Annotated in this window: 10 protein-coding genes; 2 read left to right on the top strand and 8 right to left on the bottom strand. The window is 76.5% G+C overall.

Annotated elements, in window-relative coordinates:
• Positions 1-42: 42 nt before the first annotated feature.
• From OO57_RS27840 to OO57_RS27815, 6 genes are all read right to left on the bottom strand, one after another.
• Positions 43-1,371 carry a vWA domain-containing protein gene (locus tag OO57_RS27840; RefSeq protein ID WP_033255442.1) on the bottom strand — a complete coding sequence of 443 codons (1,329 nt, stop codon included), beginning with the start codon at positions 1,369-1,371 and terminating at the stop codon, positions 43-45.
• 70 nt (positions 1,372-1,441) lie between these two features.
• Positions 1,442-2,653, bottom strand: a complete 1,212-nt coding sequence (locus tag OO57_RS27835; RefSeq protein WP_063737657.1) for a PP2C family serine/threonine-protein phosphatase — start codon at positions 2,651-2,653, stop codon at positions 1,442-1,444.
• Between the two features lie 2 nt (positions 2,654-2,655).
• Entirely contained in the window at positions 2,656-5,049 is a 2,394-nt protein-coding gene (locus OO57_RS27830) for a serine/threonine-protein kinase (RefSeq protein ID WP_033255441.1), read from the bottom strand.
• Positions 5,042-6,421, bottom strand: coding sequence for a hypothetical protein (locus OO57_RS27825; protein ID WP_033255440.1), 1,380 nt, complete (start codon positions 6,419-6,421; stop codon positions 5,042-5,044). Before OO57_RS27825 ends, OO57_RS27830 begins: the two co-directional genes overlap by 8 nt.
• Positions 6,422-6,657: 236 nt before the next feature.
• Positions 6,658-7,602 carry a glutamate ABC transporter substrate-binding protein gene (locus tag OO57_RS27820; protein WP_051778321.1) on the bottom strand — a complete coding sequence of 315 codons (945 nt, stop codon included), beginning with the start codon at positions 7,600-7,602 and terminating at the stop codon, positions 6,658-6,660.
• Between the two features lie 14 nt (positions 7,603-7,616).
• Entirely contained in the window at positions 7,617-8,936 is a 1,320-nt protein-coding gene (locus tag OO57_RS27815; RefSeq protein ID WP_158715245.1) for a hypothetical protein, read from the bottom strand.
• A gap of 770 nt (positions 8,937-9,706) precedes the next feature.
• Between OO57_RS27815 and OO57_RS27810 the strand changes: the two genes are divergently transcribed.
• On the top strand, positions 9,707-10,279 hold the full coding sequence (locus OO57_RS27810) for a nucleosidase (RefSeq protein ID WP_033255438.1): 573 nt from the start codon (positions 9,707-9,709) through the stop codon (positions 10,277-10,279).
• A 152-nt stretch (positions 10,280-10,431) separates the two neighbouring features.
• Here the strand turns inward: OO57_RS27810 and OO57_RS27805 are convergent, their stop codons facing one another.
• The gene (locus OO57_RS27805; RefSeq protein WP_051778320.1) at positions 10,432-11,046 is read right to left on the bottom strand and encodes a hypothetical protein; all 615 of its coding nucleotides are present in this window, start codon (positions 11,044-11,046) and stop codon (positions 10,432-10,434) included.
• Positions 11,047-11,281: 235 nt separating this feature from the next.
• On the bottom strand, positions 11,282-11,725 hold the full coding sequence (locus OO57_RS27800) for a MarR family winged helix-turn-helix transcriptional regulator (protein WP_033255437.1): 444 nt from the start codon (positions 11,723-11,725) through the stop codon (positions 11,282-11,284).
• Between the two features lie 106 nt (positions 11,726-11,831).
• Here OO57_RS27800 and OO57_RS27795 point away from each other — a divergent pair, with 106 nt between their 5' ends.
• Positions 11,832-12,662: an alpha/beta fold hydrolase gene (locus OO57_RS27795; protein WP_033255436.1), complete on the top strand. Its 831-nt coding sequence runs from the start codon at positions 11,832-11,834 to the stop codon at positions 12,660-12,662.
• Positions 12,663-12,695 lie beyond the last annotated feature (33 nt).

Below are 12,695 nucleotides of genomic sequence, written 5' to 3'. Positions count from 1 at the left end.
AGGTCCCCACTCCAGCAGGTTCGGGTCCGGCGGGTGTCCGGCTCACTTCTTCACGCGCACGGTCTTGGTCGACCGGGTCTCGAGCGTCATCGAGTCGGCCTCGCTCACGTTCTTACGGAACCGAACGGTACCCTCCCGTTCGTCGACCACGTCCACCACCTTCCGCAGCAGCTTGAGGGTGCCCTCGTTGCCGCTGGTGTACGCCAGTCTGACCGCGGCGCCCAGTTTGGCGCCCGCGAGCTCCAAGTCGCCCGCCCGGTGGGCCTCCAGGCCGACGCGGATCGAATCGGCCAGCTCGGCCTGCCCGGTGTAGTGGGCGACCTGCGGGTTGATCCGGGTCGAGGAGGCCAGGTCGTCTGTCCACACGGCGCGCACCAGGCCCTGGCCGAGCACCTCGGCGGTGCCGTCGGGGTGCGGCAGGACCAGGCTGATCCGGGCCGCCAGCATCTCGCTGCCGACCGCCGCCGCCGGGACCTCCACGCACACGTGGTAGTCGCGGGACTCGTCGCCCCAGGACCCGGTCGGGTAGTCCCCGGCGCGGGGACCGGTGTCGGTGCGGCGCCCGGTCAGGTCCTCGACGGCCGGGGCGGCCTGCTTGACGAACTTCACCCGGGCGCCCACCGGCGTCCACACCCGCAGCGCGACGTCGGCGACCTGCTTGCCCATCGCGGCGGTCATCATGGCCCGGAAGTCCTCGGCCAGGCCGGAGGACTCGGCGACGATGTCGACGGTGCCCAGCAGCGCGGAGGAGACCTTCCGCAGCTCGGCGACCTCCCAGTCGGTGCCGACGCCGCGGCAGTCGGCGGTGAAGCACCCGGTGGCGGCGTCCAGGGCGCGCTGCAGGTCGGCGGGCTTCTCGTGCTCGTTGCGGCCGTCGGTGAGCAGGACGGCGTGCCGGATCGACGCCTCGGGGCGGGAGGCGAACAGCTGCTGCGCCCTGGCTATCCAGGTGCCGATGGCCGTTCCGCCGGACGGGTCGAGGCGGCGCAGCGCGAGCTTGGCCTGCTCGCGGGTGGAACGGTCGGCGACCGCGAGGCGGCCGTTGCCCGGGAAGACGTCCACCGCCTGGTGGGTGCCGGCCACCACGGCGAAGGCGACGCCGTCGCGCAGCTCGTCGACGGCAGCGGCGGTGGCCCCGCGGGCGTCCCGCATCTTGGTGGCCGGGTACTCCATCGAGCCCGAGCAGTCGATCACCAGGACCACCGCGGCGTCCGCCCCGGCGGCGCCGATCGGCCGCCCGCCGGAAGTGCCGCCGCCGGTCGCGGTGACCGTGACGATGGCGTTGACCTCCTGGGATCCCTGGGCGAGGTACTCGTTCTGGAAGACGTCGACGTCGAACCTGGGCGCGTCGGGCTTGGACAACGAGGCCATGCGGAGAGCTCCTGTCGGAGGATCGGTGGCGGTGGCGGTGGCGGTGGCGGTGGCGAGGGCGGCGGGTGGATCAGTCCTCGACGGGCGCGGCGACGGCGGTCGGCACCGCGACGGGCGGCGCGGCCGGGGCCGGGGGTGCGGCCGGGGCCGGCGGCGCGGCGGGCGGCGGGGGCACCGCGACGGGCGGGGCGGCCGGGCGCAGCGGCACGGTGGCGTCCGGGTCGGCGGCGCGCGGCAGCGGCACGTCGAGCAGGGTGGTGTCGTGCGCGGTCGGCGCGGTCGGCGGGTCGATCGGCAGGACCGCGACGGTGATGTTGTCGTGCCCGCCGCGCTCGACCGCGAACCGCACCAACTCCTGTGCGGTGGACAGCGGTTCGGTGCGGGCGTCGGCGCGGACGAAGAACGCCAGGTCGGTGGCGGCCTCGGCGTAGTTCCACAGCCCGTCGGTGCAGATCAGCAGCACGCCGGGGACGTGCGGGGTGAAGCTGACGGTGTGCGGGTCGAGGTCCTCGGCGTCGGCGCCGAGCCAGCCGGTGATGGCGTGGGCGCGCGGGTCCGCGTACGCCTCGGCCTCGGCCATCAGCTTGGCGGCGACCATCCGGGCCGCCCAGGAGTCGTCCTCGGTGAGCCGGTACGGCTCGGCGGCCTCGCGGTCGTCCGGGATCCAGTAGGCGCGGGTGTCGCCGACCCAGCCGATGGTGACCAGGCCGCCGGAGCTGACCGCGCTGACGTAGGTGCAGGCGGGGGCGTTGTGGTGGCGGCCGTCGGGGGCGGTGCCGTCGTGGGCGAGCGCGGTGACGGCCCGGTTGGCGGCGCCGATCGCCTCGCGCATCGCCTGGCCGGGCTCGCGGCCGGCCGCCAGCGCGGCGACCAGCGAGTCGGCGGCGGCGGTGACGGCGGTGGCGGAGGCCTCGTCGGGGCGGGAGGAGGAGGAGACGCCGTCGCAGACCACGGCGAGCACCGCGGGCGTGCCGCCGGGGCCCTCGGCGGTGGCGACGGTGAACGCGTCCTCGTTGCGGTGGTGCCGCAGGCCGCGGTCGGAGACCGCCGCGACGCCGGTCAGCTCCAGCTCCTGGTGGTCGCGCTCGCGCGGCTGGGCCTGCCCGCACTGCTGGCACCAGCCGTCCGCGAGCTCGGCGGAGCCGCAGTGCGGGCAGCTGGGCACGACGGGCAGGTCGCGCAGGGTCGGCGGTCCGGTCAGGGAGGTGCCGCAGGCCCCGCAGAACGCGTCCTGCGAGCCCAGCGGTTCGGCACAGTTCGGGCACTCGGTCTGCTGCGGCATGCTCACACCCATGTCCTGGGGCGGGCCCGGTTGGCCCGTTCCACCCACTCGATCCTCGTCTCGGCCCGGTCGGACAACCGGGCCAACATTCGGTAGGAGTGTTCCAGGGCGAGCCTCAGTTCCCGTTCCGCCGCGGGATGTCCCAGCACGGTCAGCGTGGCGGGCTTCCCGGCGGCCCCCGCCAGGACCCAGTTCAGCGCCGAGTCCAGCACCTCGACGGCCAGTTCCTCGCGCCGCCGGGCGTCCAGGGTCAGTGCCGCCAGCCGCTCGGAGCTGTCGGCGAGTTCGGCGGCCAGCGGCTCGGTGGCGGCCCGGCCGCGCAGCCGGGCGCGGACCGTGCCTATTCGGGCGGCGGTCCAGTGCGCGGAGCTCTCCGGGACGGCCTCCAGCGCGGCGACCGCGCCGTCCCGGTCGCCGCCCGCGAGCCGGACCCGGGCCAGGCCGAACGCGGCCCCGACGAAGGACCGGTCGACCAGGTTGACCTGGGCGTAGTACCGGGCGGCGGCCGCGGTGTCGCCGACCAGTTCGGCGCAGACCGCGAGCGCCAGCTTGGGCGCGCTCTCGCCGGGGAACGCGTCGTACAGCGCCTCGAAGGCGTCCCGGGCGTTCCGGGTCCGGCCGGTGGCGAGCGCGAGCAACCCGCGGTGCCACACCACCCGCCAGTCGTCGGGCTGTTCGGCCTCCAGCGCGGCCAGCGCGTCGGCGGCGGCCGCGGTGTCGCCGAGTTCCAGGTGGGTGCGCAGCGTCCGCAGCCGCAGCTCCGGCGAGTCGGCGCCGGCCGTCCGGAGCGCGGCCAGCGCCTCGGCGGGGGAGCCGGTGGGCAGGGTGGCGAGCAGGCCCGCGTGCGGGTCGGCCGGGTCGGCCAGCGGGGCGGGCAGGGCCAGCGCGGCGGCCCGGGCGTCCGGTGCCCGTTCGGCCAACTCGGTGTCGACGACCCGCAGTTCCGGCCCGAACAGGGCGGAGGACGCGGGCCGGGCCCGCCCGTCCTGCAGGCTCAGCACCTCGCGCAGCACGCCGGTCAGCTGCGCGGCCATCTCCTCGGCGGAGCCGAACCGGCGGGCCGGGTCCGGGTCGGTGGCGCGCACCAGCAGCCGGTGGAAGGACTCGTACCGGGCGAACACCCCGACCTCGTCCGGGCCCGGGAGCTCGTGCCGCCAGCGGTCGGTGTAGCCGCGGAAGTCGAAGGTCAGCACGGCCAGCGCGCGGGCCACCGTGTACAGGTCGGAGGCGGGGGAGGGGCCGGCGGTGGCGATCTCCGGGGCCTGGTAGCCGACGGTGCCGTAGATCGGGCCGTCGTCGTCGTGCCGCCGGACCGCGCCCATGTCGATGATCTTGAGCATGTCGTCCGACTGGATCACGTTGTCCAGCTTGAAGTCGCAGTACACCAGCCCGCGGGCGTGCAGGTAGCCCAGCGCGGGCAGCGCCGCCAGCGCGTACGCCAGCGCCTGCTCGACGGGCAGCGGCTCGCGCTGCCCGTCCGGGGCGCGGCGCTCGTCGGCGATGTCCTTCAGCGACTTGCCGCCGACGTACTCCATCACGATGTAGCCGTCGGCGACGCCGGTCCGGGCGTCCGGGTGCTCGACGAAGTTGATGATCCGGACGATGTTCGGGTGGTCGACCTCGGCCAGGAACCGCCGCTCGGCGATCGCCACCGCCAGCGCGTCCTCGTCCCCGGTGTCGAGCAGGCCCTTGAGCACCACCCACCGGTCGTTCACCCGGCGGTCCACCGCCAGGTAGATCCAGCCCAGGCCGCCGTGCGCCAGGCAGCCCATCACCTCGTACTGGCCGCCGACCAGGTCGCCGCGCACCAGCTTCGGGCTGAACGAGTACGGGCTGCCGCACTTGGTGCAGAACCCCTCCGGGCGGCCCGGGCGGCCGTCCTTCTCGCGGCCCACCGGCTGGTCGCAGCGCGAGCAGAACCGCTTGCGCTCCGGCACCTCCGGGTTCTCCAGCACCGCCCGCGCCGGGTCCGCGGTCGGCACCGGGGCGATCGCCACCAGGCCCGCGCCCAGGTTGCCGCGCTTGGCGCTGCCCGTGCTGCCCCGCGAGCTGCGCACCGACACCGAACCGCCGGAACGCGAACGGGACCGGGAACGGCTCGACCGGGAGGCGGCCGAGGAGGTGCGCGGGGCGGGCAGCGGGACGGGGGCGGGGACGGAGGCGGAGGCGGGCGCGGCGAGGCCGCACGCGTCGCAGTAGCCGTCGGGGTCGATGGCGCCGTCGCAGTCGCCGCGCCCGCACGGGCTGCCGGGTGCCGCTGCGGCCGGTGCGGCCGGTGCGGCGGTCGGTGCCGCGGGTGCGGCCGGGCCGCGTTCGGGGGTGAGCCCGCACGCGTCGCAGTAGCCGTCGGCGTCGATCTCCCCGGTGCAGCCCGTGCGGGCGCATGCCTCAGCCATCGCTGTCCTTCCCCTGGTCGCCCTGCTCCGGCGGCCGGCCGTCCCGGACGTCCGGTTGCCCCTGCTGCGGCGGTTGCCCCGGCTGCGGCTGCGGCTGCTGCCGGTCGGGTGCGCGCAGCGCCTGCTGGAAGCGGCCGACGGCCTCGGCGGCGGCCCGCAGGTCGCACGGGGCGCTCCAGAGCAGCCAGCGGGCCTTCTCGAAGCGTTCGACCACCTCGGGGTCCTCGGCCAGGCCGAACCGGGCGGCCATCGCCTTGTACGCCTCCAGCCGGCCGCGCAGTTCGGCCCGGACGGCGAGCGGCTGGGCGACCTCGGTGAGCGACTGCCGGGCCCGGCCGAGCTCCTTGGCGGCGGCGTCCTCCAGCGCGTCCAGCAGCGGGCCGAGCCGGTGCCACTGGCCGGTCTGCTGGTAGTCGACGGCCTGGCCGATCGCCTCGCGCAGCGCGGAGGGCGGGCCGGGCACGGCGGGCACCTCGGTGGCGGCGATCTTCGCCAGCACCTCGCCGCGGGCCCGGCGGGCCTCGGCGAGGGTCAGGTCGGCGCGCTGGAGCAGGTCGGCGACCTGCTGGAGCCGTTCGTGGGACTCGTCGCGCAGCCGCAGCAGGCCCTCCAGCTCGACGCGCACGTCGTCGAGCCGACGTCCCATCCGGTCGAACCCGGCGGTGTCCACGGCGCCGGTGGGCGAGGCCCACGCGGTGTCGTCGGCGGCCCGGCCGCGCTGCGCGGGCACCCGGCTGGGCCGCCACAGCGCGAGCGGGTCGGCGACGACCAGGGCCCGCAGCGCGGTCAGCTGCCCGGCCAGTTCGTCGAGGTCGTCGGCCAGCGGGTGCCCGCCGGGGCGGACGCCGACCGATCCGGCGAGCATCCGGACCCGGCCGAGTTCGGTGAGCAGCAGGTCGATCCGGGCGGGCAGCGCCGACCAGACCGCGTCGACGGCGCTCACCACCTCGACCACCACGGCGTACCAGCCGTTCATCCGCTCCAGCAGTTCGCCGAGCGTGACCTGCTCCACCAGCCGTGCCGGGGCCGGGAGTTGCCCCGACGGGTGGGGGAGCCGGCCGCCGGAGACGGTGACCGAGCGGCCGGTCAGCAGTTCGCCGAGCTCGGCGAGTTCGGCGCTGGTGGGCCGGGTGCGCCGGGAGCGGACCGCGCGGGCGGAGGCCAGCGCCTCCGCGTACCGGTCGAACAGGGCCCACAGCAGGGCGACGCCGCCCTCGGCGACGGCCCAGCGCTCCCGGGTGCGTCCGGACAGTTCGGCGCCGGTCAGCAGCCGCAGTCCCGGGTGGTCCTGGAGCGCCAGCAGCGCCGCCTCGACCGCGTCGCGCTCGGCTCCCAGCCGGGCCAGCGCGCGGTCGACCTCCTCACGGTTCATCACCGGGCGGGTCGTTCCGGCCAACGCGGTTCCTCCTCTCGGCCACGGTCGTGGTGACGGGGCGTCGGTCCTGGGGCGGTCGGAGCGACGGCCCGTGGGCCGCCAGTCTCCCCGACGCCCGGCACCGCGCGGAGGGCGGTCCCCCGGATTCCCGGTCCGGGACGGCGCCGCGACCGCCGTCCCCGCCGCCACTGCCACCGTCACCGCTGCCGCCGCCGCGGTCCGCGCCCCGGTGCTCACCACGGCCGGTACGGGCCGGGATCCCCCATGACGGGCCGCAGCCACCGGTCGTAACTGGCCTGCCAGCCGCCGTTGTTGCGCCAGTCGACCAGCACCTGGTTGACCCAGGCGATCAGGTCGGTGTCGTCCTTGCTTATGCCCACGCCCATGTACGTGGGGAGGAAGGACTCCCCGGCCAGCTCCATGGTCTGGTCCTGGGCGACCATCGCGGCGGCCAGCGAACTGTCCGACAGGGTGGCGTCCGCCTCGCCGAGCTCCATCAGCACCAGGCAGTCCAACTGGTTGTCGGGCGTGACGACCGACGCGGCGCCGTGCGGGTCCCTCTTCAGCTCGCTGTGCGAGGAGGAGTTCAGCGCCGCGCAGACCCGCTTGCCGCCGAGCGCCTCGGCCACGCTGCGGGCGTGCGCGGCCTTCGGCGCCACCACCCGCTGGGAGACCTTGAAGTACGGCGAGGAGAAGGAGATCTGCTCCAGCCGGTCACAGGTGACGGTCATCGCGCGGGCGATCAGGTCGATCGTCCGGGGCTGCGCCCGGAGCAGCTCGACCCGGTCGGCGGTGGCGATGGTCTTCAGCCGCACCTTGTCCGGGTCGCCGAGGACCGACCGGGCGACGGCGCGCGCCAGGTCGATGTCGAAGCCCTCGATCCGGCCGGTCTGGGAGTCCCGGTAGCCCCAGTTGTAGGCGCTCTGGTCGACGCCGACGATCAGGTAGCCGCGCTTGCGGATCTCCTGGATCCGGGCCCCGTCCCGTTGCGCGGGCGGTAGCGACGTCCCGGTGTCGCAGTTCTCCGCCTCCGGCGCGCTCTGCGGCGCGGCCGCCGCGGCGTGCACGAGCGCCTCCCCGCGGGTGCCGCCCGCCCCGGCGGCCGAGCCGCCGCCGCCGAGCAGGCCCGCCAGCAGTGCCGCGGCCGCGAGCAGCGTCCTGGTCCTCGCCCTGCGCATCCTTCGTCCCCCCGTCACCGGTACTCGGCCAGTCGGCGGCCGAGGCCGCGCACCGTGCCGCCGACCGCCAGCGCGGCCAGCAGCGCCGTCGCCGCGGCCTGGACGGCCAGCGTCCCGTCGATGCCGCCCGCGGCGGCCTCGAACGCGGCCTGCTCGGCCCGTCCGGCCTGCTCCCACTGCTGCCCGGCGGCGTTGAACGCGGCCTCGGCGGTGTCGTCCCGGCCCGGGGCCAGGGTCTTGCCCAGCGCCTCCTCGTACCTGCCCTCGGCGTCCAACCGGGCGGCCTCGGCGTGCCGCCGCTGCCACTCGTCGAACCAGCGCCGGGCCTCGGTCAGCTGCTGCCGGGCCCGCTCCGGCGGGTCGGCCAGCAGGCCCGCCACCGAACCGGTGTCGCGGGCGGAGGCGGTCAGGGTCCTCGCCAGCGCGTCCCAGCGGTCCTCGAACGCCTCGGTGGCGCCGCGCGAGACCAGGTCGAGGTTCTCCGCGGTGTGCGCCTGCAGCGCCTCCACCCGGACCCGGTTCAGCTCGCGCAGCGGGTCGATGCCCCGGGTGCGGGCCTCGTGCAGGCCGGTGCCGGCCGCGACGGTGCCGACGGCCGTCCACGCCAGCGCGGCCAGCACCGCGGCCGAGGCGGTCAGCAGGCCCGGGTTGAACACCCGGTTGGTGCGCCGGAACAGCACCACCTGGTAGCGGCCCAGCGCCCCCAGCAGCAGCACGCCCAGCACCAGCGCCGCCCACGGCACCGCGGCCGCCGCGTCGTGGTCCTCGTCCAGGGCGGCGGCCTCGCCGTCGGCGATCCGCTCCGCGGTCGGCAGCAGGCTGGTCTGCAGGTAGTTCGAGGCGTACCGCAGGTACGCCCCGCCGAGCGGCAGGCCCTCCCGGTTGATCGCCCGGGCGGTCTCCACCAGGCCCGCGTAGCGCGGCAGTTGCTCACCCAGGGCGGCCAACTGCCGCTGCGCGTCGGCGGACGCACCGCTGCGCGCGGCGGCCTGCGGGATCAGCCGGGCTGCGGTCGCCAGGTCGTCCTGGTAGCGCTTGCGGACCTCGGGCGGCTCCGCGGAGGCCATCAGGAAACCCGCGGCGGCGGTGGCGTCGGCGTCCGCCAGCGAACGGTAGATCTCCGCCGCGTCCTGGCTCAGCGGCTCACTGCGGGACGCCAACTGCCGGGCTGCCGCGGCCCGTTCCGCGGACTGCCAGGCCGCCGTGACACCGAACAGCAGCGCCAGCGCCACCAGCACCGCGAGCGCCGTACGAAGCCGCCCCGGCGGGGTGCGAGCAGCCGACCGCAGGCGCGCCAGCGGGCCGGACAGCCGCCCGCCGGGCACCGGCTGCACCGGCTGCACCGGCCCGCCGGGGCCCGGCTCCGGCGCGCGGGTCGGGGACGGCGCGCGAACGCCCCCCTGGGTCTGTGCGGCCACCGTTCCCCCTCGGCTCCACCGGTGCCACGTCTCCGGGCAGTATCGCCACGCGCGACGGCCGAACGGCCGGAGTTGGCCGGGTGTTCGCCCACCGGCCACTAACTCGTGCCCACCCGGCCGCGCCCCGTCCACCGAACACGCCCCGACCCGCACACCGGCCCGCCCGGGCAGGGCCCCGGCGGCTCGGGCTGCTGGGCGGGGTCGGGCTCCGGGCCGTCGTGTCGGGTGGTGCCCCGAGCGCGGGCGGAGCCGGGCTCTGGCCGTCGCGCCGGGCTGCGCCCTGTCCGCCGTCCGGGCCGGGCTCCGAGTGTCGTCCAGGCCGCAGCCCGCCCCCCGTGCTGGGCCGTGCTCCGGCCGCTGTGCGGGTTGCCCCCGAGCGCCGCACCCGGCTGCGCCCCGGCCCCGCCCGATCCCCGTACCTCGCCTCCCCGCCCGGGCAGGGCCCCGGCGGCTCGGGCTGCTGGGCGGGGTCGGGTTCCGGGCCGTCGTGTCGGGTGGCGCTCCGAGTGCGGGCGGAGCCGGGCTCTGGCCGTCGCGCCGGGCTGCACCCCGACCCCCGTGCCGGGCCGCACCCGGGCTGCGTGCCGACCCTCGTCGGTGCCCCGCCCCCGCCCGACCCCCGCCCCTCGCCTCCCCGCCCGGGCCGCGCCGCGGCCTTCGTCAGGCGTCCTCGTAAGCTGGGCGCCATGCGTCTGACCGGAACCGTCACCTCCGACCGCCCGCTGATCGTCGTCGCCCTGCCCGAGGAGGCCGCGCACTTCGACGGCGGCCTGCCGGTGCTGCTCACCGGCATGGGCAAGCTGAACGCGGCGGCCGCGCTGTCCGCCGTGCTGGCGGGCGGGGAGCGGCCCGCGGGGGTCGTCAACCTGGGGACTGCGGGGGCGTTGCGGCCCGGCCTCGGTGGCACCCACGAGATCGGCCGGGTGCTCCAGCACGACCTCGACGTCGAGTTGCTCGGGCAGCTCACCGGGCGTCCGATGGACGGCCCGATCGACCTCGGCCCGTCCGGGCCGGTGCTCGCCACCGGTGACCGCTTCGTCTCCGCCGACACCGAACGCGACCTGCTGGCCCGCAGCGCCGACCTGGTCGACATGGAGGGCTACGCGATCGCCACCGTGGCCCGCCGCGCCGGGCTGCCCGTCCGCCTGGTCAAGCACGTCAGCGACGAGGCCGGCGAGGGCGCGCTCCGCAGCTGGCAGGAGTCCGTCGACGACTGCGCCCGGCTGCTCGCCGACTGGGCCCGCACCCACCTCGGCTGAACCCGCCCGGGCCCCGAGCCCCCGACCCCTCGGGCCCCCGGCCCCTCGGGCCCCCGGCCCCCGGGAACGCCGGCCCCCGGGAACGCCGGAGCGCCCGTCCGACCGCCACTGCCAGGCGGTCGGACGGGCGCTCCGGCGTTCGGGCAGAACGCTCAGCTCTGGTAGGGGTTGCCGCCCTGCGCCGGGTACTGGCCCGGGGCCTGGGCCGGCGGGTACTGGCCGCCCGGCTGCTGCGGCGGGTACGGGGCGGCGGGCGGGGCCGCCGGGTACTGGCCGGGGACCGGGGCCTGCGGCTGCTGGTACTGGCCGGGGGCCGGGGCCTGGGCCGGCGGGTACTGGCCGGGGACGCCCGGGGCGCCGCCGAGCAGGGTGCCGACGAAGGTGTCCATCTCGGTCCGCCACATGCGGTGGATGTTCATCCGGGTCGGCTTCGGCTCGTTCGGGAGCTGGAAGCGCAGCGAGCTCCACAGGGTGTTGCGCCGCACGTCGCTGATCGAGGCGCGGGCCTGGTCCAGCGGGATCACGTACAGGACTTCCTGCGGGCGGTTGCTGATCCGGGAGGTGCGGTGGATGACGACCACCCGGTGGGTCAGCGTGACGAAGTAGTACTTGACCATCAGCTGACCGATGAGGCCGAGCACGCCGTTGGTCAGCCAGGGGCTCGGGCCCGTGATGGTCTGGATGGTGGCGACCGGCCGGTCGTTGGGCTCGATCGCGGCGATCGCGTCGGCGACCTGCTGCTGAATCGTGGACTTGACGATCGCCATCTGGCGGTGCTCCCGGCGGTTCCAGCCGCACGCCCCCGTCGGACGCGCTGTGAGCGCGCGACACTAACAACCGGGCCCGGCGCGTTCAACGGACAGAGCGGGCATCCCGGGCAACATTGCCAGATTTTCACCGAATTGATACCCGCCCCGGGAACTCGTCCGAAAAGTGACGCACCGTCACCTACGGGCCTCGGCGGCGGCGTCGGCGGCGGTGAGCCGGGCTCCGGGCGGGTGCTCAGTCGCGCGACAGCAGGTGCCGGGCCAGCACGTCCAGCGCGGCGGTGACCTCGGCGAGCCGTTCGGGGGCCGCGTCCGGGCCGAGCGCGGCGGCGAGCGCGTCGTCGACGCCGGCGGCGCGGACGGCGGAGACCCGGGCGGAGGGGTGTTCGGCGGGGCGGACCAGGGTGCGCCGCCGGTCGGCCGGATCGGGGTCGGTGCGCACCGCGCCGGCCTCCTTGAGGCGGGCCACCGCGGTGGAGATCTGGCTCTGCGGCAGCCCGGTGCGGGCGGCGATCTCGCCGACGGTGGTGCCGGGGTGGGCGGCGACGTCGCTGGCCGCGACCAGGGTGTTGCGGGTGCTGCCGGGGTGCCGGTCGCTGCCGCCGGGGGGTTCGGGCAGGGCGTCCTCGCCGATCTTCATCAGGGCGCGGCCCAGCAGGAACAGTTCGACTCCGTCCATGCCCCGATGGTACATCGAACTAGATGCATCCATCTTGATGCATCGATTCCGATGGATTAGGGTCGGGGGCGGAGCGGCGGACCGACCGCCGCGGAGGGGGATCCCGATGTCCGTCACCGGCACGCTCGCCGTTCCCGGCGCCGTCCTGCACCACCGCACCGAGGGCACCGGCCCGCTGCTGCTGATCGCCCAGAGCGGCGAGGGCGACGCCGACCGCACCGTCGACCTCGTCCCGCACCTGGCCGACGCCTACACCGTGCTCACCTACGACCGGCGCGGCCTGTCCCGCAGCCGCCTCGACCACCCCGAGCGGGGGACGAGCATGGCCGAGCACGCGGACGACGTCCGGCGGCTGTTGGAGGCGGTCGCCGACGGGCCCGCGCTGATGCTCGGCTGCAGCTTCGGCGCCGTGATCGGCCTGCACGTCGCCGCCCGGCGGCCCGGGCTGCTCCGCACCCTGATCGCCCACGAGCCCGTCGCCCCCGGCCTGCTGGCCCCCGCCGAGGCCGCCCGCCACCGGCGCGAACTCGTCGACCTCCAGGAGCTGTACGGGCGCGGGGGCCTGGCCGCGGTGCTCCCCGGGATCGCCCGGGTGCTCGGCATCGACCCCGCCGCGGCCGACGCCGAACCCGGCCTCACCCCGCAGCCGCTGGACGCCCGGCGGGCGGCGGGCTTCGACCGGTTCGTCCGGCACGACTTCACCGCCGTGGTCGAGGACGTCCTCGACCACGACGCCGTCCGGGCCTCCACCGCCCGGATCGTGCCCGCCGTCGGCCGCACCACCCCGCCCGGGGTGTTCGACCGCCACTGCGCCCAGGCCCTCGGCGCCCTGCTCGGCACGCCGGTCGAGGAGCTGCCCGGCGGCCACAACGGCAACACCAGCCACCCCCGGGCCTGGGCCGCCCGGCTCAAGGAGCTCTTCGCACAAGCGGGCTGACCCCGCCCCGCAGACCCCCGCCCCGCCCCCACC

The sequence above is a fragment of the Kitasatospora phosalacinea genome (assembly GCF_000717185.1).
Lineage (GTDB): Bacteria > Actinomycetota > Actinomycetes > Streptomycetales > Streptomycetaceae > Kitasatospora > Kitasatospora phosalacinea_A.
The sequence above is the reverse complement of the archived record's forward strand: the minus strand, read 5'-3'. Positions and strand labels throughout refer to the sequence as shown.